The organism is Micromonospora sp. CNZ296 (genome assembly GCF_007827635.1).
Genome location: NZ_VISW01000021.1, coordinates 53,109 through 78,144, shown reverse-complemented (window position 1 = coordinate 78,144; position 25,036 = coordinate 53,109). Strand labels below are relative to the sequence as shown.

At 72.2% G+C, this 25,036-nt stretch carries 16 protein-coding genes; 8 read left to right on the top strand and 8 right to left on the bottom strand.

The genetic code is table 11. The features are described from left to right. Positions 1-87 precede the first annotated feature (87 nt). The gene (locus FB455_RS28050; RefSeq protein WP_145755356.1) at positions 88-4,374 is read left to right on the top strand and encodes a discoidin domain-containing protein; all 4,287 of its coding nucleotides are present in this window, start codon (positions 88-90) and stop codon (positions 4,372-4,374) included. Between the two features lie 202 nt (positions 4,375-4,576). Here the strand turns inward: FB455_RS28050 and FB455_RS28045 are convergent, their stop codons facing one another. Beyond that, the gene (locus FB455_RS28045; protein ID WP_145755355.1) at positions 4,577-5,968 is read right to left on the bottom strand and encodes an aminotransferase-like domain-containing protein; all 1,392 of its coding nucleotides are present in this window, start codon (positions 5,966-5,968) and stop codon (positions 4,577-4,579) included. A gap of 40 nt (positions 5,969-6,008) precedes the next feature. Here FB455_RS28045 and FB455_RS28040 point away from each other — a divergent pair, with 40 nt between their 5' ends. Further along, positions 6,009-7,004, top strand: coding sequence for a DMT family transporter (locus FB455_RS28040; protein WP_145755354.1), 996 nt, complete (start codon positions 6,009-6,011; stop codon positions 7,002-7,004). Here FB455_RS28040 and FB455_RS28035 read toward each other — a convergent pair. Further along, positions 6,942-8,156, bottom strand: coding sequence for a hypothetical protein (locus tag FB455_RS28035; RefSeq protein ID WP_145755353.1), 1,215 nt, complete (start codon positions 8,154-8,156; stop codon positions 6,942-6,944). The two genes, FB455_RS28040 and FB455_RS28035, sit on opposite strands and share 63 nt — an antisense overlap. Positions 8,157-8,488: 332 nt before the next feature. Between FB455_RS28035 and FB455_RS28030 the strand changes: the two genes are divergently transcribed. Next, positions 8,489-10,069, top strand: a complete 1,581-nt coding sequence (locus FB455_RS28030) for a pectate lyase family protein (protein ID WP_145755352.1) — start codon at positions 8,489-8,491, stop codon at positions 10,067-10,069. Between the two features lie 60 nt (positions 10,070-10,129). On the opposite strand, the gene FB455_RS28025 is transcribed toward FB455_RS28030, so the two are convergent. The 5 genes from FB455_RS28025 to FB455_RS28005 form a co-directional block, all read right to left on the bottom strand. Further along, positions 10,130-11,854 (bottom strand): cellulose binding domain-containing protein, encoded by a 1,725-nt coding sequence (locus FB455_RS28025; protein WP_145755351.1) that lies wholly within the window; start codon positions 11,852-11,854, stop codon positions 10,130-10,132. Between the two features lie 28 nt (positions 11,855-11,882). Then, positions 11,883-13,292: a non-reducing end alpha-L-arabinofuranosidase family hydrolase gene (locus FB455_RS28020; protein ID WP_145755350.1), complete on the bottom strand. Its 1,410-nt coding sequence runs from the start codon at positions 13,290-13,292 to the stop codon at positions 11,883-11,885. 289 nt (positions 13,293-13,581) lie between these two features. Then, entirely contained in the window at positions 13,582-14,646 is a 1,065-nt protein-coding gene (locus FB455_RS28015; protein WP_030272475.1) for an SRPBCC domain-containing protein, read from the bottom strand. Positions 14,647-14,667: 21 nt separating this feature from the next. Continuing rightward, positions 14,668-15,999 (bottom strand): low temperature requirement protein A, encoded by a 1,332-nt coding sequence (locus tag FB455_RS28010; RefSeq protein ID WP_013286161.1) that lies wholly within the window; start codon positions 15,997-15,999, stop codon positions 14,668-14,670. Between the two features lie 80 nt (positions 16,000-16,079). After that, positions 16,080-16,670, bottom strand: coding sequence for a TetR/AcrR family transcriptional regulator (locus tag FB455_RS28005; RefSeq protein WP_030272473.1), 591 nt, complete (start codon positions 16,668-16,670; stop codon positions 16,080-16,082). 121 nt (positions 16,671-16,791) lie between these two features. Between FB455_RS28005 and FB455_RS28000 the strand changes: the two genes are divergently transcribed. Together FB455_RS28000 and FB455_RS27995 are read left to right on the top strand one after the other, a co-directional pair. Continuing rightward, positions 16,792-18,432 (top strand): MDR family MFS transporter, encoded by a 1,641-nt coding sequence (locus tag FB455_RS28000; RefSeq protein WP_013286163.1) that lies wholly within the window; start codon positions 16,792-16,794, stop codon positions 18,430-18,432. Positions 18,433-18,506: 74 nt separating this feature from the next. Continuing rightward, positions 18,507-19,349, top strand: coding sequence for a phosphatase PAP2 family protein (locus tag FB455_RS27995; RefSeq protein WP_030272471.1), 843 nt, complete (start codon positions 18,507-18,509; stop codon positions 19,347-19,349). 7 nt (positions 19,350-19,356) lie between these two features. Here FB455_RS27995 and FB455_RS27990 read toward each other — a convergent pair whose 3' ends face one another. Further along, the gene (locus FB455_RS27990; RefSeq protein ID WP_145755349.1) at positions 19,357-21,414 is read right to left on the bottom strand and encodes a cellulose binding domain-containing protein; all 2,058 of its coding nucleotides are present in this window, start codon (positions 21,412-21,414) and stop codon (positions 19,357-19,359) included. A 241-nt stretch (positions 21,415-21,655) separates the two neighbouring features. Here FB455_RS27990 and FB455_RS27985 point away from each other — a divergent pair, with 241 nt between their 5' ends. The 3 genes from FB455_RS27985 to FB455_RS27975 all read left to right on the top strand — a co-directional run bounded on the left by FB455_RS27985 (position 21,656) and on the right by FB455_RS27975 (position 24,933). After that, positions 21,656-22,399: a lytic polysaccharide monooxygenase gene (locus FB455_RS27985; protein ID WP_145755348.1), complete on the top strand. Its 744-nt coding sequence runs from the start codon at positions 21,656-21,658 to the stop codon at positions 22,397-22,399. Further along, the gene (locus tag FB455_RS27980; protein ID WP_145755347.1) at positions 22,384-23,016 is read left to right on the top strand and encodes a DUF305 domain-containing protein; all 633 of its coding nucleotides are present in this window, start codon (positions 22,384-22,386) and stop codon (positions 23,014-23,016) included. The genes FB455_RS27985 and FB455_RS27980 overlap by 16 nt, the downstream gene beginning before the upstream one ends. Before the next feature lie 327 nt (positions 23,017-23,343). After that, positions 23,344-24,933 (top strand): DHA2 family efflux MFS transporter permease subunit, encoded by a 1,590-nt coding sequence (locus FB455_RS27975; protein WP_145755346.1) that lies wholly within the window; start codon positions 23,344-23,346, stop codon positions 24,931-24,933. Positions 24,934-25,036: the final 103 nt, after the last annotated feature.

Genomic DNA, 25,036 nt, shown 5'->3' with positions numbered 1-25,036 from the left:
CGGGGACCGGCCCGGCCCCCGCCGCGCCACCGCACCCCACCCCCGAACGCCTCTCCACCTCCCCCGGGAAGAAGGTGTCCGTCCACCATGTCCAGACTCCGTACCGGAATCGTCGCGGTGCTCGCCGCGGTCGGCCTGGTCGTCACCGCGGCCCCCGCCCCACCGGCACTCGCCGCCGGCGGCCCGAACCTCGCCGCCGGGCGCACCGCCACCGCCAGCAGCGTCAACGGCCCCTACGTCGCGGCCAATCTGACCGACGGCAACCAGGGCAGCTACTGGGAGAGCAGCGGCGCGCTGCCCCAGTGGGCGCAGGTCGACCTGGGAACCAGCCGCGCCGTCGACCAGGTCGTGCTGAAGCTCCCGGCCGCCTGGGAGGCGCGCACCCAGACACTGTCCGTGCAGGCAAGCGCCGACGGCAGCGGCTTCACCACTGTCGTCGCGTCCGCCGCCCGCACGTTCAGCCCGGCCGCCGGCAACACCGTGACGCTCGGCTTCACCGCCACCGACGCCCGCTACCTGCGGGTCGTGATCACCGCGAACACCGGCTGGGCCGCGGCGCAGCTCGCCGAGCTGGAGGTGTACGGCGCGGCCACCTCCTCGACCAACCTGGCGCTCGGCCGGACCATGACCGAGAGCGGCCACGCCGACGTGTACGGCGCGGGCAACGCCAACGACGGCAACGCGGCCACCTACTGGGAGAGCCCGAACAACGCGTTCCCGCAGTGGATCCAGGCCGACCTGGGCGCCGCCACCGGCGTCAACCGGCTGGTGCTGCGGCTGCCGTCCGGCTGGGGCGCGCGCACCCAGACGATAACCGTGCAGGGCAGCACGAACGGCTCCACGTTCGGCACGCTCGTCGGGTCCGCGTCGTACGCGTTCGACCCGGGCGGCGGCAACACGGTGACTGTCACAGTGCCCACCGCGTCCACCCGGTACGTGCGGCTGCTGTTCACCGCCAACAGCGCCTGGCCCGCCGGGCAGCTCGCCGAGCTGGAGATCTACGGCCCGGCCAGCGGCGACACCCAGGCGCCGAGCGCGCCGGGCAACCTCGCGTTCACCGAGCCCGCCACCGACCAGGTGCGGCTGACCTGGGCCGCGTCCACCGACAACGTCGGCGTCACCGGCTACGACGTGTACGCCAACGGCGTGCTGCGTACGAGCGTCGGCGGGTCCACGCTGACGTACACCGACACGCAGCCCGCCGGGACCACCGTCTCCTACTACGTGCGGGCGCGCGACGCGGCAGGGAACGTGTCGGCGAACAGCAACACGGTGACCCGGACCGGCAACACCGGTGACACGGTCGCGCCCACAGCGCCCGGCAGCCTCGCCTACACCCAGCCGGCGAGCGGGCAGATCCGGCTGACCTGGACCGCGTCCACGGACAACGTGGGCGTCACCGGCTACGAGGTGTACGCCAACGGCACGCTGCGCACCACAGTGAGCGGATCCACGCTGACCTGGACCGACAGCCAGCCGGACAGCGCCACCGTCTCGTACCACGTGCGGGCCCGCGACGCCGCCGGGAACGTGTCGGCGAACAGCAACACCGTCACCCGCACCGGCAGCGGCACCGGCGGCACCAACCTGGCGGTCGGCAAGCCCGCCACCGCGTCGTCGATGGTGCACGTGTTCGCCGCCACCAACGCCGTCGACAACGACGTCACCACGTACTGGGAGGGCGCGCCCGGCGCGTACCCGAGCACGCTCACCGTCGCGCTCGGTGCCAACGCGAGCATCAGCGCCGTCGTGGTGAAGCTGAACCCGGACCCGGCGTGGGGCGCGCGCACCCAGACGTTCCAGGTGCTCGGCCGGGAACAGTCCGCGTCCGGGTTCACCAGCCTGGCCGGCTCCGCGACGTACTCCTTCAACCCGAACAGCGCCAACACGGTGACCGTCCCGGTCTCCGCGACCGCCGCCGACGTCCGGCTCCAGTTCACCGCGAACTCCGGCTCCTCCAACGGGCAGGTCGCCGAACTCCAGGTCATCGGCGTTCCGGCGCCCAACCCGGACCTCACCGTCACGGCCGTCACCGCGTCGCCGTCCGCGCCGGTGGAGACCGACACGATCACGCTGTCCGCCACCGTGCGCAACGCCGGCACCGCGGCCTCCGCCGCCACCACCGTCACCCTCTACCTGGGTACGACGAAGGTCGGCACCGCCGCCGTCGGCGCGCTCGCCGCGGGCGCGTCGAGCACCGTCTCGGCGAGCATCGGCGTACGCGACGCCGGCAGCTACCCGCTCACCGCGAAAGTCGACGAGTCGAACGCGGTGATCGAGCAGAACGAGGCGAACAACTCGTACATCAGCCCGACCCCGCTGACGGTGAGCCCGGTCGCCAGCTCCGACCTGGTCGCCTCCGCCGTCACCTGGTCACCCGGCACGCCGAGCGCCGGCGCGAGCGTCTCCTTCGCGGTGACGCTGCGCAACCAGGGCACCATCGCGTCGGCGAGCGGCGCGCACGGCATCACGCTGACGGTGCGCGACCAGTCCGGCGCGGTGGTCCGCACGCTCACCGGCTCGTACAGCGGCACGATCGCCGCCGGTGCCACCGCCGGACCGGTGTCGCTCGGCACCTGGACCGCCGCCAACGGCCGGTACACGGTGCGGGTGGTCCTCGCCGACGACGCCAACGAGCTGCCGGTGAAGCGGCAGAACAACACCAGCGACCGGTCGCTGTTCGTCGGCCGCGGGGCCAACCTGCCGTACGACGCGTACGAGGCCGAGGACGGCGCGACCGGCGGCGGCGCGCAGGTGATCGGGCCGAACCGCACCATCGGCGACCTCGCCGGGGAGGCGTCCGGCCGCCGCGCGGTCACACTGAACACCACCGGCGCGTACGTCGAGTGGACCACCCGCTCGGCGGCGAACGCCCTGGTCGCCCGCTTCTCCATCCCGGACGCGCCGGGCGGCGGCGGGATCGACTCGACCATCAACATCTACGTCAACGGCGTGCTGCACAAGCCGATGAGCCTCACCTCCAAGCACATCTGGCTCTACGGTGCCGAGGCCGGGCCGAGCGACTCGCCGAGCGCCGGCGCGCCCCGGCACCTGTACGACGAGGCGAACGTGCTGCTCGACACCACGGTCCCGGCCGGCAGCCGGATCCGGCTCCAGAAGGACCCGGCGAACACCACCACGTACGCGATCGACTTCGTCGACACCGAACTGGTGTCGCCGCGCGCGAACCCCGACCCGGCCCGCTACAAGGTGCCGACCGGGTTCAGCCACGCCGATGTGCAGAACGCGCTCGACGCGGTCCGGATGGACACCACCGGCACCCTGGTCGGCGTCTACCTGCCCGCCGGCACGTACGAGACGGCGCAGAAGTTCCAGGTGTACGGCAAGGCGGTGAAGGTCGTCGGCGCCGGCATGTGGTTCACCCGGTTCCAGACGCCGCGCAACCAGCAGAACACCGACGCCGGTTTCCGGGTCGAGTCCTCGGCGAGCGGGTCGACGTTCGCCCACCTGGCGTTCTTCGGCAACTACACGAACCGGATCGACGGGCCCGGCAAGGTGTGGGGCGAACTGAAGGACGTGGACGACCTGACGCTGGACAGCGTCTGGGTGGAGCACACGGTCTGCGCGTACTGGGGGGTGAGCGTGGACGGGTTGACCATCCGGGACAGCCGGTTCCGCAACACCTTCGCCGACGCGGTGAACATGACGAACGGCAGCACCAACAACCTGGTCACCAACTCGGAGGGCCGCTCCAACGGCGACGACGCGTTCGCGCTGTTCTCCGCCACCGACCAGGGCGCGTCAGGCGGCAACCACGGCAACGTGTTCGAGAACCTGACCGCCACGCTCACCTGGCGGGCGGCGGGGCTGGCCGTGTACGGCGGCTACGACAACGTGTTCCGCAACCTGTACATCGCCGACCAGCTCACGTACTCGGGCATCACGATCAGCTCGCTGGACTTCGGCTATCCGTTCGTCGGGTTCGGCGCCAGCCCGCCCACCCGGTTCGAGAACATCTCGCTGATCCGGTCCGGCGGGCACTTCTGGGGCGCGCAGACGTTCCCGGCGATGTGGTTGTTCTCCGCGTCGAAGGAGTTCCGCGGCATCCGGGTGAGCGACGTGGACATCGTCGATCCGACGTACTCGGGGATCATGTTCCAGACCAAGTACAACGGCAGTCAGCCGGAGAACCCGATCACCGACACGGTGCTGACGAACGTGTCGATCTCGGGGGCGCGGCGCAGCGGTGACGCGTTCGACGCGAAGTCCGGCTTCGGCATCTGGGTCAACGAGATGCCCGAGGCGGGTCAGGGCCCCGCGGTCGGCGCGGCGACCTTCACCAACCTCCGCCTGACCGACAACGCCCAGGACATCAAGAACACCACAACAACCTTCACCATCACCCGCAACTGACCCCCGCCCCCGCCCCCGCCCTCGCCCCGCCCCCGCCCTCGCCCCGCCCCGCCCCTTCCGCCCCGCGATCTTGCACTTTCGGCCCCCGTGATGCCGGATTACTCCTGCTATGAGGGGCACCAAACTGCAAGATCGCGGGTGTGGGGCGGGGTGGGGTGGGGCGCGCGGGGGCGGGGTCGAGTGGCGGCGTCAGCTGCCGCGGTCAGTGGGGGAGGGCTGTGGAGAGGCGGCGGATGGCCTCGTCCATCTGCTCGGGTGGGGCGGCGGCGTACGTCAGGCGCAGGTGGGGGGCGGGGGGTTCGGCGGCGTACCAGGGACGGCCGGGGAAGACGGTTACCCCCGCTGCCGCGGCCGCAGTGGTCACCGCTACGTCGTCGGTGTTGTCGGGCAGCCGTACCCACAGGTGCAGTCCACCGCGCGGGACGTCGCGCGGTGTCAGCGACGGCAGGTGCCGGTCCAGCGCGGCGAGCAGCGCCTCCCGGCGGGCCCGCAGCTGGACGCGCAGGCTGCGGCGGTGCCGGTCCCAGGCCGGCGCGGTGAGGAACTCCAGCGCGGCCTGTTGCAGCGGCCCGGCCACGAAGAGGTCGTCGAGCAGGCGGGCGGCGCGCAGCCGTGCCCCGGCCGGCCCGCGCGCGCCGATCGCGGCGATCCGCAGGCCGGGCGCTGTGGACTTGGTCAGCGAGCGCAGGTAGACGACGTGCCCGTCCGGGTCGTCCGCGGCCAGCGGCGGCGGGGCGTCGCCGTCGATGGTGAGGTCGCGGGCGTAGTCGTCCTCGACCAGGAACGCCCCGGCCTCGCGGACCGCGTCGGCGACCTGGGCGCGCCGGGCGGGGGAGAGCGTCGCGCCGTGCGGGTTGGCGTACAGCGGCTGGCAGTAGAACAGGCGGGCGCCGGTGCGGGCGAACGCGGCGGCGAGCTGGTCGGGGCGTACCCCGTCGGTGTCGGCGGGGACGGGCACCACCCGCAGCCCGGCGGCGCGCGCGGCGGCGAGCGCGCCCAGGTAGGTGGGGGACTCGACCAGCACCGTGTCGCCGGGCGTGGTGAGCGCCCGCAGCGTCGAGGAGAGCGCCGCCTGACCGCCCGGGCAGATCACCATGTCCTCGGCGCGCAGGCCGCCACCCGCCTCGCGGGCGAACCAGGCGCGCAGGTCGAGGCGCCCCTCGACCGGGCCGCGCTGCCAGGCGGCGGGCTGCCGGGCCGCGCGGGCGAGCGCCGCACCGAGCGCGGTAGCCGGCTGGAGGTCCGGGTCCAGGTAGCCTCCGGTCAGCGGGATCGCGCCCGACGGCGGTAACGCCAGCAGCGCCTGCATCTCCTCCTCACCGCCCCGCCGCGAGCCCAGCGCGACGGTCTGCCACGACAGGTCCGCCCGCGGCGGGTCGGCGCGCCGGGCGGCCACGTACGCGCCGCGACCCGGCCGGGTCTCCACCAGCCCGTCCGCGACGAGCCGCCGGGTCGCCTCGGCGACTGTCACGGGGGAGACGTGATGGTGCGCGGTCAGCTCCCGTACCGACGGCAGCCGCGTGCCGGGGGCGGCGTCAGCGGCCAGCGCACCCAGATGCCGGACCACACGGTCGATAGCGCTACCATCGTTCATGACGGCACAGAGTAGCGCTACTGCGCGCACGACGGTAACGGTGAGGCCGGGCGCCGGGATCGCCCTCGGCGCGCTGGGTGTGCTGGCCTTCAGCATGTCGCTGCCGGCCACCCGCGTCGCGGTGCACACACTCGACCCGTGGTTCGTCGCGTTCGGACGGGCGGTCGGCGCGGCGCTGCTCGCGTGGGGCTACCTGCGGCTGACCGGCGCGCCGCGCCCCACCCGGGACCAGTGGCGACGGCTGTCGATCGTCGCGCTCGGCGTCGTGGTCGGCTTCCCGCTGTTCACCTCGCTGGCGCTCACCACGCAGACGTCGGCGCACGGCGCGGTGGTCGTCACAGTGCTGCCCGCCATGACCGCCGTGTTCGCGGTGCTGCGGGCCGGCGAACGGCCGCCGCCGCTGTTCTGGATCGCCAGCGCCGCCGGTCTGGCGCTGGTGCTCGCCTTCCTCGCCGCCGGCGGCTCGATGCGCGGCGCGCTGTCCGCGGCCGACGTGTTCCTGCTCGCCGCCGTGGTGCTCTGCGGCCTCGGGTACGCCGAGGGCGGCCGACTGGCCCGCGAACTCGGCGGTGCCCGCACGATCTGCTGGGCGTTGCTGCTGTCGCTCCCGGTCACCGTGCCGGTCACGGCGGTGGCCGCTCTCGTCCACCCTCCGCAGGGCGGCGTCGCCAACTGGGCCGGGTTCGGCTACCTCACAGTGGTGTCGATGTTCCTCGGCTTCTTCGCCTGGTACGCCGGCCTGGCCCGGGGCGGCATCGCCAAGGTCGGCCAGATCCAGCTCGTCCAGCCGGTGCTCACGCTGATCTGGTCGGCAGTGCTGCTCGGTGAGGCGGTCACGCCCGGAGCGCTGGTGGTGGCGGGTGCGGTGCTCGCCTGCGTCGTGCTCATCCAGCGCACCCGGGGCGGCGGCACACCGGCGCGCGCCCCGGGCGGCCCGTCCTCAGCGGACCGGCCCGCCCCGGGCGGGGCGTCCTCAGCAGGGCGCGATGGTGCCGGTCACGCCGGAGACGTACGCGTGGCTGATGAAGTGTCCTGACGCGAGGCGGTTCCACTGGGTGGTGGTCCGGTACGGGCCGGTCACCGACTGGCCGACGACCGAGCACTCGATCGGCACGTTGGCGTAGGTGGCGGCCAGGCCGACGACGGGGTTGCTCGTGCCGGGGCCGGAGCGGATGTTGAGCGGGCCGCTGCCGATCCGGCCCCGGGTGCCGGTGCCGGTCCAGAGGTAGGCGACGTCGACCCAGGCGTTGTCGGTCAGCAGCAGACCGTCCCAGAACGTGCCGTCGGCGAGGTCGATGCCGGCCGGGCTGCCCACCGTGCGCCCGAACTGGTCCCGGCCGCCGTTGTAGCCGCTCTGGTACGCGGCCTGGGCCTCGGGCCGGCCCTGCGGCAGGTCCTTCCACATCTCCCGGGTGCTGCTGGGGTTCCAGTAGTCGTCCCTGGTGTTCCACGGTCCGATGTCCCAGACCGGCGCGTACTCGCAGCGGCTGCGGGTGGTGGTGCAGACCCGCACGGTGTAGTCGCCGGTGTTCTTCGGCGCGAGGCCGCGGGCCGAGGGCAGCGCGACGAAGTGGTCCCGCGAGACGATCACGTGCCCGTTGGCGGTGGTGCCGCCGACCAGGCCCTCGCGGGTGGCGTACACCCGGTAGGTGAGGCCCGGGGTGGCGGCCGTGACGGCGGCGACCGAGTCGGCGACGAGCCGTACCGTGCGCAGGGTGGGCGTGGCGGACGGCCGTTCGGCGGTGAGCGCCACCCGGATCTGCATCCGGGTGACGGGCTGGTCGAAGACGGCCTCGCCGGACACGGACCGCCACTCGGTCCACGCGCCCGACCGCCAGCCGCGCGCCGCCACCTCGACGGCGCCGCCCCGGCCGGTTGTCGCGGCGATGTCGGCCCGGACCCGGTTGGCCGGCACGGCGAGCGGGTGGGGCGCGGTGACGAGCATGCCCTCGGCCGCCTGCCGGCGCTGGGCGGCCGGTCGGCTCGCCGCGCCGGCGAGGCGCAGTCCGGCGCCGGACCAGCGGACGTTGACGTCGTCGGAGTCGACGACCGTGAGGTCGGCGTTCCACGTGTTGCCGGTGACAGCCGGTTCCGCCAGGGGAGCGGCGGGCGCCGGCGAGACGGCCAGGACGGCGGCGATCGCGCCGGCGACCGCCGCCAGCGGGCGGCTCGTGCGGGGGTGGTGCATGGGCGCTCCTCGTGAGGGCATGAAGTAGACAAACTTCGATCTCTGGGTGACGTGCAGGCAACCACCGATCACGCACCCCGTCAAGACGCCGCCCCGCGCGCCCGGACGCCCCGAACAGTGCAAAAAACCTGCAAACGCCAGCTCTTGCCTTCCTGGAAAGCGCTTTCATACGATTGCGTTACATCGATGTTTCATGTGCGATCCGGGCATCGCAGATGAACGACATTCGCCGGCGACGCGTCTGATCGCGTCGCGGCTCCTCATTATTCCCATTCGGTGACTGCCGCTGCTCGGCGGCAATTCCCGCATGCTCGAAAAAGGAATGAGGCGACATGAGAAGACCAGTCGCGCTGCGACTCCACGCGGCACTGGCCACGGCGGTCGTGGGAATCGCCGTCGCCGTGGTGCTGCCGTCCCCGCAGGCGTCGGCGGCGGCCGGCAGCGCCACCGGCTACGCCACCCAGAACGGCGGCACCACCGGCGGCGCGGGCGGGCAGACCGTACGCGCCACCACCGGCACCGCCATCCACGCCGCGCTGTGCGGCCGGGCCAGCAGCAGCACCCCGATCATCATCGAGGTGACCGGGACCATCAACCACGGCAACACCAGCAAGGTCTCCGGATCGAGCTGCAACACCGCCGACGGCGTGATCGAGCTGAAGCAGATCAGCAACGTCACCATCATCGGCGTGGGCAGCGGCGCCGTCTTCGACCAGCTCGGCATCCACATCCGCGACTCCCGCAACATCATCATCCGCAACGTGACGGTGCGGAACGTCAAGAAGTCCGGCTCGCCCACCTCCAACGGCGGCGACGCGATCGGCATGGAGAGCAGCGTCCGCAACGTGTGGGTCGACCACGTCACGCTGGAGGCGTCCGGCGGGGAGTCCGAGGGCTACGACGGCCTGTTCGACATGAAGGACGACACCCAGTACGTGACGCTGTCGTACAGCATCCTGCGCAACTCCGGCCGCGGCGGCCTCATCGGGTCCAGTGAGAGCGACCGCGGCAACGGCTACATCACGTTCGAGCACAACCTGTACGAGAACATCGACTCCCGTACGCCGCTGCTGCGCGGCGGCATCGCCCACATGTTCAACAACCACTACAACGGGTTGCACGAGTCGGGCATCAACTCCCGGGCCGGCGCGCGGGCCAAGGTGGACAACAACTACTTCCGCAACTCCAAGGACGTGCTCGGCACGTTCTACACCAGCGAGCGCGGCACCTGGCAGGTCAGCGGCAACATCTTCGACAACGTGACCTGGTCCTCGCCCGGCAGCGACAACTACCCGGCGGGTCCGAACGTGACCTCGACGACCACCGTGAGCGTCCCGTACTCGTACCGGCTCGACGCGGCGAGCTGCGTGCCGGACATCGTGCGGCAGACGGCGGGCGCCAACACCGGCCTGCGGGTGTCCGACGGCAACTGCACGCCGCAGTCTCCGGCGCCGACCACGCCGGGGCCGACCACGCCGGGGCCGACCACGCCCGCACCCACCACGCCGCCGCCGGGGACGACCACCCCGCCGCCGTCCGGCGGGACCAACCTGAGCCTCGTCTCCGGCGCCGGCGCGGACGGGTCCAGCAAGGCCGACGGCACCAGCTACGGCAACGTGCGCGACGGCAACCTGAGCACGTACTGGTCGCCGTCCGGGTCGACCGGCACCGTCTCGATCAAGTGGGGCTCGGCCACCACCGTGTCCCGCGTGGTCATCCGCGAGCCGTCGGGCACTTCGGGTTCGATCGGGTCGTGGCAGCTCGTCAACAACGACACCGGCGCGGTGCTCGCCTCCGGCAGCGGGGCCGGCCAGATCACGTTCGGCGCGACCTCGCTGAAGAAGATCAACTTCAAGATCAACAGCTCCGGCGGTACGCCGAGAGTGGGCGAGTTCGAGACGTACGCCAGTTAGCAGTCACACACGAGCGGGGGCGGCCGATCCGGCCGCCCCCGCCCTCGTGCGTGTCCCCGGTCAGAGGGTGAGCACGACCGTGGAGATGCTCCGCGCGCCGACGTTCACCGTCACCTGGTTGCCGTTCACGCCCACCGGCTGGCTCGCCGCGCTGGCATTCTGCGACGTGGCCACGTACTCCGCCCGGCTCACGTTCTGCGGCGCCTGGATGACCGCGTTGTTCACCGCGCTCGTGGACCGGTTGAGGATCACCAGCGTGACCTTCCCGTCGCCGGAGTAGGCGGTCACCTCCAGCGGCGACGCCTTCGAGCTCTTGGTCAGGGCGACCCGCTGGTAGCCGGGCCGCACGTACTTCGCGTACTGCGAGAACGCGTACCCCCGCTTGAGCGGCGCCCCCGCCACGGTGCCGTACGCGGACTCCCCGTCACCGATGAACGAGTAGTAGCGCTTGCCGTACCACCAGACGTACGCGCTCCAGTTCGACTCCATCGACTTGTGCACGGTGCGCATGATGTCGTCGAGCGTCTCGTTCCAGACCGTGGCGTTGGCCGGGTTGCCCCAGATGTTCGAGCCGCTGCCGTCGGCCTCGTGCAGGTTCCACTCGGTCATCCACACCGGCTTGTTGTACTGCTGCGCCAGCGTGTACGGCTTCAGCCGGCCGGACGCCTCGGTGCCGTACAGGTGACCGCCGATGTAGCCGATGTTGTTGCGGGCCGCCGCGTCGTTGAGCGTCGGGTCGGTGTAGCCGTAGTTCAGGTTCACCGCCTCGGCGACCATCAGCTTGGTGTTCTGCACCTTGGCGCCCTGCTCCCGCACGAAGGTCTGGAGTTCGGTGCCGCTCCAGTCCATCGAGTCGTAGTCCGGGTGCCAGTCCGGCTCGTTCTGCACTGACGTGACGTCGATCGTCACGCCCTGGTTGCGCATGTACTGGACGTAGCTGTTGAGGTGGCCGGCGTAGTCGTCGTAGTAGTCGGTGCGCAGCTTGCCGCCGTTGATCCGGCTGTTGTTCGTCTTCCAGGCCGCCGGGGCGGTCCACGGCGACGCCATGATCTTCACGTTCGACCCGTACGACTTCGCCGTCCGCAGCGCGCTGACCTGGGTGCCCCACTCGCCGGACACCGGCGAGATGCCGGTACGCACGATGGACAGGCCGAGCTGGTTGGGACCGAGCCCGACGAGCGTCTGCGTCTCCGCCGTCGACCAGGCGCCGCCCCAGATCGACACCGCGGCGCCGAACCCGTCGATGGTCTGGTAGCGGCTGGCGGTGTTGACGGTGATGTCCGCCGCCCCGGTGGGCGGCGGGCTGCTGGGCGAGGTGGTCGGCGAACTCGTCGGGGAGGTGGACGGCGACGTGGTCGGTGTCGTCGTGCCACCGGTGCAGGTCACCCCGTTGAGCGCGAAGCTGGTCGGAGCGGGGTTGCTGCTGGTCCAGGCCCCGTTGAAGCCGAACGACGTGTTGCCGTTGGTGGGGATGGACCCGTTGTAGTCGACGTTGCGGGCGCTGACCGCCGCTCCGCTCTGGGTCACTGTGGCGTTCCACGCCTGGGTGACTGTCTGGCCGGCGGCGTAGGACCAGGTGAGCGTCCAGCCGTTGACCGGGTCACCGAGGTTGGTGACCGTGACGTTCGCGCCGAAGCCGCCCTGCCACTGCGACGACACGGCGTAGGTGACCGCGCAGCCGGCGGCTGCCGCCCCGGCCGGCAGCGCCGCGGCCACCGCTGTCGACGCCAGCAGGACGGCCCCGGCCGAGAACACCGCGGTACGGGTCGTCTTGTGCCTTCTCATCGGACCTCTCTCTTCTCGATCGGCCGGCTCAGCGCTGGAGGGTGAGTAGTCCGGGTCGGTAGGGCAGGAGGCCGTAGTCGCCGCCGGAGTTGGGGGAGCGGCCTTGGTAGAGCAGTTGGAGGTTGCAGGGGTCGACGGTGAAGGTCTGGTCGGCGGTGGTGCGGATGAGTTCGCCGTGGCTGATGTCGTTGGTCCAGGTGGCGCCGCTGTTGGCCTTGCCGGCGAACGGGTTGGACTCGGTGGCGGCCTGCGGGGTCCAGGATCCGTTGAGGCTGGTGGCGGTGAAGGAGCGGAAGTAGCGGCCCTGGGAGCCGATCGCCTCGACGATCATCAGGTAGCGGGTCTGCCCTTGCAGCTTGTAGACCTGCACGGCTTCGAACAGGTTGTTCGTCGAGTCCGACATGATGGTGGTGTAGGTGGAGCCGAAGCTGCCGGGGAAGTTGCCCAGGGGCATGCTGGAGCGGTAGATCTTGCCGTTGTCACCGGCGAAGAACAGGTACATGTTCTGGTCGTCGGCGATCAGGGTCTGGTCGATCGGGCCGGTGCCGGAACCGGAGATGCTGCCGGTGAACAGCGGCTGCGCCGACGACCACCCGTTCGGGTTGGTCGGGTTGGTCGAGGTGCGGTAGGAGAACGCGGTCGGTCCCCACTGGTAGGCCAGCACCCAGATGTTGCGCGGCGCGAAGTAGAACAGGGTCGGTGCCACAGTCCCCGACGACATCGCGTTCTGCGACGCGGAGGCCATCTCCGACCAGTTCGAGAACAACCCGAAGTTCATCGACCCCCACCGCGTTCCGGTGTCATGGGTGGTGGCGTAGACCAGGTGCCGGCCGTTGTAGGGCACGACTGTGAAGTCCTTCAACGACACCCAGCCCGAGCGCGGCTGCGCCAGAGCACCGGTCGAGGACCACCGGTACGACGACGGCAGGTTGCACGTCCCGCCCGGCGGCGGGGTCGTGGGCGGTGCCGTGGTCGGTGGGGCCGTGGTGGGCGAGCCGGTCGGGCCGCTCGTCGGCGTGGTGCCGCCGGTGCAGGTCACCCCGTTGAGCGCGAAGCTGGTCGGCACCGGGTTGCTGCTGCCCCAGGAGCCGTTGAAGCCGAATGACGTGTTGCCGTTGGTCGGGATCGACCCGTTGTAGCTGACGTTGCGGGCGGTCACAGCGGCTCCGCTCTGGGTCAGCTCGGTGTTCCACGACTGGGTCACCGTCTGCCCGGCGCCGAACGACCACGTCAGCGTCCAGCTCGACACCGGGTCGCCCAGGTTCGTGATGGTGACGTTGGCGCCGAAGCCGCCCTGCCACTGCGACGAGATCGCGTAGTTGACCGAGCAGCCCGCGGCGGCGGCTCCGGCGGGCAGCGCTACGGCGACCGACGCCGACGCCAGCAGCGCGGCGCCGGCCGATGCCCATATGGCATTGACTGACCTGGATCTGGACATGAATTGACCTCCTGCGGGGGCAGCGGCTCTGGCATTGGCGGTGGCGATTGTGTTGTGAGCGTTAACAGCCGCGTCAGGGATGTTACGGGAGCGCTCCCACGCACTCAACAACTCATTTCCGCACCCACCGAATCAGCCCCCGCGCCCATCCACGCGCGCCTGCGCACTGTCCGTCCGGGTCAGCCTGAGTCGATCATGAAGTTGACCGCCCTCAATGCGGACAAACCCGCGGTCTAACCTCATGATCGACGCGCTTCAAGGGCGCGGACGGGAGGGGGAGAGGGAGGGGTCAGGCGGGGGTGCAGGGGGTGTTGTCGGCGGTGCACGCCGCGGGGGAGTCGTGCTGGGGGTCCGGGTCGCGGACGTCGAACCGGATGGTGGCTGACTCGCCGCCCGGCAACGCCCCACCGGTGAACGTGACCACGGTGCCGTCCTGGGTGGCCTCGGCCCCGCTCACGCTGCCCACTGTGGCGCCGTCGTGCAGCGTCACGGTGACCGTCCAGCCCGGACGCGGTGACGGGCCGGGATTGCGCAGCACCACCTCGCCCCGGTAGCCGAAGACCCGGTCGGTGACCGTCTCGTAGGTGGCGGTCAGCGGTGCCGCCGCCACCGTCGAGGGCGTCGCGCTCGGCGTACGGCTGGGGGTGGGTGACGGCGTCGGCGAGGGCGACGCGCTGCGGCGGCTGGCACTGGGCGTGGGCCGCGCGGTCGTGGGCCGGGCCGACGGCGTGGCGCTGGACGGCATCACCAGCGAGGTCGTGGGCGTCGGCGCGGCCGGCGCGGGCGGCTCGTCGGCGGTGGCCCACACCGTGGCCCCGGCCGCGGCGGCGATCAGCGTCACCGTGCCGGCTGCCAGCAGCACCCGGCGCCGCCCGGGGCGGCGCTTCTCGTCGCCGAGCAGCCGGACCACAGGCAGTTCGGCGGTCAGGCCGCCCTCGGCGCGACGCAGGTCGACGTTCTGGAACGCCAGCCAGTCGAGGATCGCGGGCAGCCGTCCGGTGACCGCCTGCTCGTGCTGCTCGGCGCGGGCGTCGGCGTCCCAGTCGCCCTCTTCGAGCACCTCCCGCACGGACAGCCGGGTGCCGTGCGCGGTGGGGGTCAGGTCGCAGGCGAGCCGGGTGGCCCGGCCGGTCTCCCGGCAGCGGACCACCAGCCGGTCCGGCGCGCGCAGCTCGACGGTCTCCACCTCGGTGTCGCCGTCGTAGCCGGGCAGCGCGGCGGTGGCGAGGATCCACCTCTCGGACCCGGGCGCGCTGTCGGCGAACCACTTGGCCAGCAGCGCGCGTTCCGTGAGCGCCCGCCAGGTCCGGGCGGGCGGGTGGAACAGGTCGACCTCGGTGACGATCTCGATCACGCGGAGACTCTAGGGCCTGTGTCAAGGTCGGTGCGGGGCACTGTCGCCGTCGTCGCGCCAGCGAGCCCGCCAGGCGGCCTCGCTCTCCTCGGCGCTGGCCTTCTCCTCGTGTATCAGCCGGCGCAACGCGACCCGGGAATCGGCGAAGATCACCAGCTCGACCGCCACCAGTGCCACGCAGATGGCGGTGAGCAGACCCAGCGCACCGAGCGCCGGCAGGTGCCGGCCGACCGGCAGCGCCACGGCGAGCAGCACCACGGTGCCGACCCGGGACCAGGACAGCGTCCGCAGCGCGCGCCACTGGAACGCCATGTTGGCGGCGAGGTAGAGGAGCACGCCACCGAAGAGCAGCGGCACGGCCGGCCCGTGGCCGCGCTCCATCGGGCCGCCCGCCGGGTCGGTGACGATGCGGACCAGTTCCTCGGCGCCGATCGCGAACAGGATCACCCCGGCGATCATGGGCAGGTAGAGATAGGCGTACGCATCGCGGGCCAGCGCCACCCGCGCGGGGCCGTGGGCGGCGTGCAGCGCGATCCGGGCGGCCGGGCCGATCATGTCGAAGTGCGCCCACCAGAGCGCCGCGGTGAACAGGATGCCGAAGATCGCCGCCGGGATCGCCGGCCAGGTCACGGGCTGGCCGAGCAGGTTGCCGCCGACGCCGACCGAGATGACCGACTCGCCGAGCGCGATGATCAGGATGAGGTCGTACCGCTCGGTCCAGTGCTCGGCCGAGGTGATCTTCCAGCCGTCGGTGCCGGCCAGCAGGCCACTGCTGTACTGGATGGCCACCACCGCGATCCACAGCCCGTCGCGCAGCCACGGGCCGACCTCCGGGGACACACGCGGCGGCAGCAGCGCCGCCACCAGCAGCAGGCCGGCCGAGATCACCGCCTCCGGAAGGAACAGCCGCAGCTTGCGCCGGGCCGGCGGGTCGTCGCGCGTGGCGTACCAGTACAGGGCGGTGTGCACGAACCGGATCACCACGTAGCTGATCGTGACCAGGATCGGGCCGGCGCTGCCCTTGTCCAGGTCGCCGAAGGTCTGCGGCAGCGCGAGCGCGAACGTGAACAGCGCGATCATGCCGACCACCATGAGGATCGGCACGAAGCCCTCGCCGAGGCGCAGCCGGGCGGCGACCGCGCTGTGCACCACCCAGCACCACCAGAGCACGGCGAGCACCAGCAGCGCGTGCAGCAGTTGCCGCGGGGTCACGTTCGCGGCGGTGGCGCGCGTGATGATGAAGAAGGACACCACGAAGACGAGGTCGAAGAAGATCTCGAACCGGTCGACCCGGGTGGCGGGGGCGACGCCGGTCGCGGGCCCGAGCCCTTTGCGCCACCGGTCGCCACCCACCGGGCGAGTGTGTCAGCCCAGGTCAGGCCGGGTGCCGCTTTCGCCGGCCATTCCACCGGTCCGACGGGGAAGCCGCGCGCTCAGCCCGCCGCCGGGGCGGCCAGGGCGAGCACGTCGCGCAGCCCGTCGCGCAACGACCGCCCCGGGTGCTCCAGCCACTCGTGGGCGGCGATCCGCAGGGACGCGAGGAACGTCGCGGCGACGATCCGGGCCCGCAGCGCCGCGTCCGGTCCGGTCAGCCGGCGGGCCAGCTCCGCGGCCATCTCCCGCTCCAGGGCCGCGTACGCGCCGACTTGGTGGGCGGCCAGGCTCGGGTGGCCGTGCAGCCGGCGGCGCCGGCTGAGCCAGGGCTCGGCCGGATCGTCGTAGCCGTCCTCGGCCTGGACCAGGGCGGCCCGGGTCAGCGCGGCCCACGGCGACAGCTCCGCCGGTTGGTCCGCGACGAGCCTGAGGAGCCGTCGCAACCGCAGCGTGTCGCCGTGAAAGAGGGCCTCCTCCTTGCCGCCGAAGTAGTTGGAGAACGTCCGCCGGGAGACGTTCGCGGCGTCGGCGATCGCCTCGACGGTGATCCGGTCGGGGCCGTGCTCGACGGCGAGGGACAGCGCCGCCTCGTGCAGCGCCAGGCGGGTGGCCGCCTTCTTCCGCTCCCGCAGCCCGGTGCACTCCTCCATGGGCCAAGCGTAGGTGACCCATTTCTCAATGGGCAAACTTGCCTGCCGGGCAAGGTTTAGTGTTGATTGCTTGAGGCAACGAAGCGGCCACCCCGTATCGACACACCTGGAGGACGCGCGCATGAGCGCACCCACCACGACGGCTGCGGCCGCCCCCATGAGCAAGCGGAAGACGCTGGAGGCGCTCAGCGGTCTGCTGCTGGTGCTCTTCGTGGCCATGCTGAGCAGCACCGTGGTCTCGACCGCCCTACCGAAGATCATCGGCGCGCTCAACGGCTCGCAGACGCAGTACACCTGGGTGGTCACCGCCACCCTGCTCACCGCCACCGCGACCACCCCGATCTGGGGCAAGCTGGCCGACCTGTTCAACAAGAAGCTGCTGATCCAGATCGCCATCGTGGTGTTCCTGGTCGGGTCCGTCGCGGCCGGCTTCGCGCAGAGCGCCGGGCAGCTCATCGCCGCCCGCGCGTTCCAGGGCATCGGCGTCGGCGGCCTCCAGGCGCTCGTGCAGGTCGCCATCGCGGCCATGATCCCGCCGCGTGAGCGGGGCCGCTACAACGGCTACCTGGGCGGCGTCATGGCGCTGGCCACCGTCGGCGGCCCGCTGCTGGGCGGCCTGATCGTGGACACCTCCTGGCTCGGCTGGCGCTGGTGCTTCTTCGTCGGCGTACCGGTCGCGGCCGCCGCGCTGTTCCTGCTGCAGATCACCCTGAACCTGCCCACCGTGCGCCGGGACAACGTCAAGATCGACTACCTGGGCGCGACGCTCATCGCCGCCGGCGTCAGCGTGCTGCTGATCTGGATCTCGTTCGTCGACGACTCCTTCGCCTGGGTCTCCTGGCAGACCGGCGCCATGGTCGGCGGCTCGGTGCTGCTGCTCGCGCTCGCCGTCTGGGTGGAGGCGCGGGCTGCCGAGCCGGTGGTGCCGCTGCACATCGTCCGCGAGCGCACCACGGCCCTGGCGATCCTCGGCAGCCTCGCGGTCGGCATGGCCATGTTCGGCGGCGCGGTCTTCCTCGGCCAGTACTTCCAGATCGGCCGCGGCTACAGCCCGACCGAGGCCGGCCTGCTCACCATCCCGATGATGGCCGGTGTGCTGATCTCCTCGATCGTGGCCGGCCGGATGATCACCGCGACCGGGAAGATCAAGCCGTACATCGTGTTCGGGGCGGTCGTGCTGGTCATCGGGTTCGCCATGCTCGGCACCATCGACCACGAGACCTCGCTGGTCTTCGTCGGCCTCGCGATGTTCATCGTCGGCGTCGGCGTCGGCATGACCATGCAGAACCTGGTGCTCGCCGTGCAGAACACCGTCGCGCTCAAGGACATCGGCGCGGCCAGCGCCAGCGTCGCGTTCTTCCGCTCGCTCGGCGGCACCATCGGCGTGTCCGTGCTCGGCGCGGTGCTCGCCCGCCGGGTCAGCGACCGGATCACACACGACCTCGCCGCGGCCGGCATCCCCACCTCCGGCGGGGGCGGTGGCAGCACGCTCAACCTCGACGCGCTGCCCGAGCCGGTCCGGCAGATCGTGCGGGCCGCGTACGGGGACGCAACGGGGCACATCTTCCTGATCTCGGCCGCCATCGCGGTGGTGGGTATCGTTGCGGCGCTGCTGCTGCGCCCGGTCACCCTGCGTTCCAGCCTCGACCTGCCGGACACCGGCCGTTCGGTGGCGGTGGGAGCGGACGCCGTCGACGGCGCGCCCGCCTTCGACGAGGTGAGCGTGGACTCGGCCGGCCGGGAGGAACGCGCCCGCCGCTGAGCCCGTACCCCCAGGGCCGTCGCCGACCCCGGCGGCGGCCCTGGTCCATGCGGGGACGAACCGAAGGAGGAGCCGTGGACGTCACGCGGACCGCGCCCGCCCGCCTCGCCGCATGGCAGCGGGCCGCGCGCGAGCTGGCGCTCGTCGCTGTGCTCTTCCTGGCCTACAAGGCGGGCCGGCAGGTGGTGGCCGGGCACGCCGAGGTGGCCCTGGCCAACGGCGAGTGGGTATGGCGGCTGGAGCGGCTGCTGCGCCTGCCCGACGAGACGCTCGTGCAGGGACCGCTGCTGGCGCACGATCTGCTGGTGCGGGTGGCGAACTCCTACTACGCCTACGTGCACTTCCCGGCCACAGTGCTCTGCCTCGTCTGGCTCTGGCTGCGCCGCCCGGCCCACTACGTGCGGCTGCGGCGGGCCCTGGCAGCGCTCACCGCGGTCGCGCTGGTGCTGCACGTCTGCGTCCCGCTCGCGCCGCCACGGCTGACCGCGCTCACCGGGCTGGTCGACACCGGCACCCGGTTCGGGCCGAGCGTCTACGGACCTCCCGACACCGACCAGCTGAGCAACCAGTACGCGGCCATGCCGTCGCTGCACGTGGGCTGGGCGCTGGCGATCGCGGTGGCGCTGATGGCGGTCACCACCGGACGCCGCCGCCGGCTCTGGCTGCTTCATCCGCTGGTGACCGCGCTCGTGGTGGTGGTCACCGGCAACCACTACTGGCTCGACGGCGTCGTCGCGGTGGTGCTTCTCGTGGTGATCCTGGCCGTGCTGCCGACACCCGCACCGGACCTGCCCACGCTCCCGCCCGGACCGCTGCGCCCGCACGTGGTGCCGGCGCCGCGCCGGGCCGGCCGCCGCCGGAACCCGAAGGTCCCGGCGGCGGCCGACGTGCGGCTGCGGCCACCCGGCCGGGGCTGACCGCCGCTCAGCGCAGCGTGCAGACCGTGCCGTTGAGGCGGAACGCACCCACCGGCACGTTCGGTCCGCTGTACGCGCCGACGAAGCCCACAGTCGTGCTCCCGCCGTCGGCGGCGAGCCGCCGGTTGTCGGCGGTGGGCGTCACCCGGACGTCGCGGCCCTGCTGGTCCCAGGTGGCGCTCCACCCGCTGCTCACCTGCTGCCAGGCGGTCGGCCAGGTCCAGGTGAGCGTCCAGCCGTCGACGGCCTTCGCACCCGTGTTGATGACCTCGACGTTCGCCACGTACCCGTTGCCCCAGTCGTTGTCGTCGTCGAACCGCACCGCGCAGGAGCTCTCGGCGGGGCTGCCGGTGGCGAACGTCAGCGGCGGTGACGACCACGAGACCCGCCCGGCGGTGTCCCGTGCCAGCACGTTGACCGTGTAGCGGGCGCCCGGTTCGAGGTTGCCCACCGTGAGCGACGTGCCGGCGGTCTCGCCGAGCTGCTCGCTCACCGCGCCGTACTGGCGGTGCACCTCGTACTTGGCGATCGGGGATCCGCCGGGCGTGGCCGCCGGCCAGGAGATGGTCGCCGCGCGGTCGGTCACCGCGCTCGCCGTCGGCCGGCCCGGGGCGCCGGGCCGCCCGGCCGAGCTGCCGGCCGGTCGCAGCACGAGCGTGGTCAGCGAGTACGGCGGCAGCGTACGCGCTGTCGCGCCGCCCGAGCGGCCGGTGCTGATCCCGGTCGCGCCGTTGGCGAGCGTGTGCACCGTCGGCGCCTCGTCGGCCGGGGTGAACCCGGCGTAGTCGAGCGTCACCGGGTGGGCGTTCTCCGGGTCCTTGTTGAGCAGCAGGACCGCGACGCTGCCGTCCGGCCGGCGGACCGCGTGCGCGGCGACCAGCGGCTGGTCGGTCCCGGCGCGGACGAGCTGGTCACCGGGCCGGACGAACAGGTTCATCATCGACAACGCGTGGTACGGCGCGAACGGGGTGTTGAACGCCGGCTGGCACACCTCGCCGTCGCTGGTGCAGTTGCCGCTGGAGAGCAGCCCGAAGTCGCCGTAGTCGGTCTGCCCGGCCACCTCGGAGACGGTGCCGATGCCGTTGTGCACGTTCCACCACTGCACCGTGAACACGCCCTGCTCCAGCAGGCCGCTGTAGGCGTCGGCCAGGAACAGCGCGCCCGGCGCGGTGGTGCGGCCGGCGTCCACGTTCAGCTCGGTGAAGCTGATCTCGATCCGGTCCGCGCCGGGGCCGGCGTACCGGGCGATCTGCTGGCGCAGCAGCCAGACCGCGTCGGGCAGGTGGTTGGTGCGGGCCAGTGAGTCGGCGGCGCTGCCGCCCGGGTACCAGTGCACGTCCACGAAGTCGATCTTCGGGCCGGCGATGGACAGCACGGTCTGGTTCCACGGCCCCGGATCCGATCCGGCGGTGATGCCGTCCGGCCAGTTGCCGGGCATGGTGAGCACCGCGCCGACCTTGATGCTCGGGTCGACCGCCTTCATCGCGTCGGCGTACTCGACCACCAGCCGCGCGTACTGGGAGGCGCTCTTGTCCGGGTGGTCGTCGGCCTCCCAGGCCGAGCCGTAGTGGCCGTTGCCGTAGTTCTCGTTGCCGACGGTCCACCACTTGGCGCCGTAGCCCTTGGTGACGTTGGCGTAGCGGACCCACGCCGCCGCCTCGGCGGGCGTGCCGGTGCCGTAGTTCGCGATGATCATCGGCTCGGCACCGACGCGGCGGGCGCCGGCCATGAACGTGTCGAAGTCGGTGTTCGGTGCGACGTAGCCGCCGGGCGCGGTGTGCGTCTCCCAGTGGTAGATGTCGGCGTACGAGCCGCCGGGGTAGCGCAGCATCTTCACGCCCGCGGCCTTGAGCAGGTCGGACGTCTCGGCGCTGCCGAGCTGCGAGTCCCAGATGGCGTGGTTGACGCCGAGCGCGGTGGCCGGGACGGTGGCCAGCCCGGCGCGGGTGTTGACGGTGACGGTGACCGGGTCGGTGGGGTCGGCGGCGGCGACCGGCCCGCCGACGGTGCTGAGCGCGGTGGCGAGCAGCAGCAGGCTGGCCGCGAACGCGGTGGTTCTCCTCATGCGGGGGTGTCCTTCGGAGTGGGACGACGAGGCGATGCCCGGTCTGCGTCGTCCTCCCGGAGCCGTGACGGCGACGGGTGCCCACGAACGACGATCGGCTCCGCGCGGCGAGCCATCGATGAGGATCATACGCCCGGCGCGGGGGAGTGCAGGGCTTAATTTATAGACAGGAGTCTTTACTGTTAACAATGTTTAATTTATGTTCGGGGCACCTTCCGTTCCCCCCGAAGGAGTTGCCACCATGCGCCGAAGAATCACCCTCCCGCTGCTCACCGCCGGTGCCGTCACCGGGACGCTGGCGCTCGCCGCGCCCGCGCAGGCCCACGGCTACGTCTCCTCGCCGCCCAGCAGGCAGGCGCTCTGCGCGCAGAACCGGGTGCCCGACTGCGGTCAGATCAAGTACGAGCCGCAGAGCGTCGAGGGCCCCAAGGGCCTGCGCAGCTGCCACGCCGGCATCGCCCAGTTCGCGGTGCTCAACGACGACAGCCGCAACTGGCCGGCCACCTCGGTCGGCAGCACCGTCACGTTCACCTGGGTCAACACCGCCCGGCACGCCACCGCCAACTGGGAGTACTGGATCGGCGGCACCCGGGTCGCCGTGGTCGACGGCGGCGGCCGCCAGCCCGGCGCGACCGTGTCGCACACCGTCAACCTCGGCGGCTTCTCCGGCCGGCAGAAGCTGCTCGCCATCTGGAACATCTCCGACACCGCCAACGCGTTCTACTCCTGCGTCGACCTCCAGATCGGCGGCGGAGGCGGCAACCCGACCCCGCCGCCCACCCCGACCGCTGCGCCCACCACGCCCGCGCCCTCGCCCACCCGGACCAGCACCCCGGCACCGGGCGGCACGTGGACCGCCGGGCGGGCGTACCAGGTCGGTGACACGGTCACCTACGACGGCCGTAGCTACCGCTGCCGCCAGGCGCACACCGCCATCGCCGGCTGGGAACCGCCGAACGTACCGGCGCTGTGGCAGCAGATCTGAGCCCGCGTACCCGCGCGGCGGAGCCGGCCGGTCCCCGGCTCCGCCGCGCGTCCGCCGCGGCCCTGCTCGGCGTGGCGCTGGCCCTGCCCGGGTGCGGCGGGCCGCCCGCCGCCGATCCGTCCCCGCCGGTCCCGTCCGCCACGGCCTCGGTCCCGGCCGGCGCGGACGCCACTGTCAGCGGGATCGACGCGCTGTTCCTGGCCATGATGGTGGCGCACACCGAGCAGACGCTGGAGATCGTCCGGCTCGGCCTCGACCGGGGCACCGACCCGCGGATCCGCACGCTGATCGCCGCCGTCCGGGCCACCGAGACCGACGAACTGGCCACCATGCGCGGCTGGCTGCGCGAGGCCGGCCTGTCGGCCGCCGCCGCGGCCGCCCGGCACGACCACTCCGGGCACAGCGAGGCCGCCGCCGGACTGGCCCGGCTGCGCGCCGCCGCGCCCGCCGACGCCGACCGGGTGCTGCTCGACGTGCTCAGCCGGCACCAGCGCACCGCGGCCGACCTGGCCCGTGCCCAGGTCGCCGCCGGGACCAGCGAGCGGGTACGCGACCTCGCCCGCCGGATCGACCGTTCGCGTACGGCCGAGGTCGACCTGATGGCCGGCCTGGGCTGATCGGCGGCGTGCCGAAGCGCCGGAGCTGCCCGGACGGGGCATGACCTTCGTCACGGTCGTCGCCGCCGGTGACCGGCTCGACAAGAGCGGCGAATCGGCGCGCACCAGCCCTTTCCGCGAGCCGCCGGAGCGGATCGGTGCCGGCGGCGCGGCCGGTTCGCGTCCCGCCGCAGTTCTCCCGTCGGCAAAACCGGCCGCGCCTCGTCCCAGGTCATGGCTACGCTGTCGCCCGGACGCCGCCCCGCCGCGCGTTCCGCCCGCGCTCCGCAGACGGCGCGCGGCGCCGCCGCCGACACCCAGTGCCGGACCGGATCCAGGAGACCGTCAGTGACCCAGCAACCCGTCGCGACGTCGACGAAGCTCGACGCCGCCGTACTCAAGGTGGCCGGCGTCGTCGTGCTCGGTGCGATCATGTCGATCCTCGACGTGACAGTCGTCAGCGTGGCGCTGCCGACGTTCCAGAGCGAGTTCGACGCCACGTACGCCCGCGTCGCGTGGACCATGACCGGCTACACGCTCGCGCTCGCCACGGTGATCCCGCTCAGCGGCTGGGCCGCCGACCGGTTCGGCACGAAACGCCTCTACATGGTGGCGTTGGCGTTGTTCACCATCGGCTCGGGGCTGTGCGCCACGGCCGACTCGATCGGCGAGCTGATCGCCTGGCGGGTGATCCAGGGCCTCGGCGGCGGCATGCTCATGCCGCTCGGCATGACGATCATGACCCGGGCCGCCGGCCCGCACCGCATCGGCCGCCTGATGGCCGTGCTCGGCATCCCGATGCTGCTCGGCCCGATCACCGGCCCGATCCTCGGCGGCTGGCTGATCGACGTCGCGAGCTGGCACTGGATCTTCCTGATCAACCTGCCGATCGGCGTGGTCGCCCTGGTCTACGCCCAGCTCGCCCTGCCCAGGGACAACGCCGAGCCGTCCGAGTCGTTCGACTTCCTCGGCATGCTCATGCTCTCGCCGGGTCTCGCGCTGTTCCTCTACGGCATCTCCACGCTGCCCGAGACCGGCACCGTCGCCGACACGAAGGTCTGGCTGCCGATGCTCGCCGGCGGCGCGCTCGTGGTCGCCTTCGTGCTCTACTCGTTCCGGCCCCGGCACCCGCTGCTCGACCTGCGGCTGTTCCGCAACCGCAACCTGACCATCGCCACCGTCACCATGTTCGTGTTCATCATCGCGTTCATGGGCGCGGGCCTGCTGTTCCCCAGCTACTTCCTCCAGGTGCGCGGCGAGACGACGCTGACCGCGGGCCTGCTGATCGCGCCGCAGGGCATCGGCGCGATGCTGACCATGCCGATCGCCGGCATGCTCGCCGACCGCGTGCCGGTCGGCCGGACGGTGCCGTTCGCGCTCGTGCTCATCGCCGCCGGGTTCTTCACCTTCACCCAGCTCGGCACCGACACGTCGTACTGGCTGCTCTGCGGCTCGCTGTTCGTGATGGGCCTCGGCATGGGCGGCACGATGATGCCGATCATGACCTCGGCGCTGAAGACGCTCAGCGCGGCGGAGGTGGCGCGCGGCTCCACGCTCGTCAACATCCTCCAGCAGATCGGCGGCTCGGTCGGCGCCGCGGTCATGTCGGTCATCCTCACCAGCGAGCTGAACGGCTCCCGGCCGATCCCCGGCGTCACCGACCCGGCCACCGGCGCCCCGCTGACCGAGGCCCAGCTCGCCATCGCCTCCCAGCAGCAGCCCGAGCTGACCCAGCAGTTCCCGGTGCCGCCGTCGCTGATCGAGCGCGGGCTCGACTACGCGGCGAACTCCTTCTCCACCACGTTCTGGGTCGCCTTCGGGCTGGTGCTGCTGACCTTCATTCCGGCCGCGTTCCTGCCCCGCCGCCGCGAGCCGTCGCACCTGCTCGACGGCGACCCGGGCGAGGACAAGCGTCCGGTGCCGGTCCCGATCCACTGACCGCCGCCGTGACCCGGGGCCGGACGCAGAAGCGTCCGGCCCCGGGCCGTTTCCGGCGCCGCGATCCGCCACCCCGGCGACGGCCGGCGCCTAGGATCGGAGG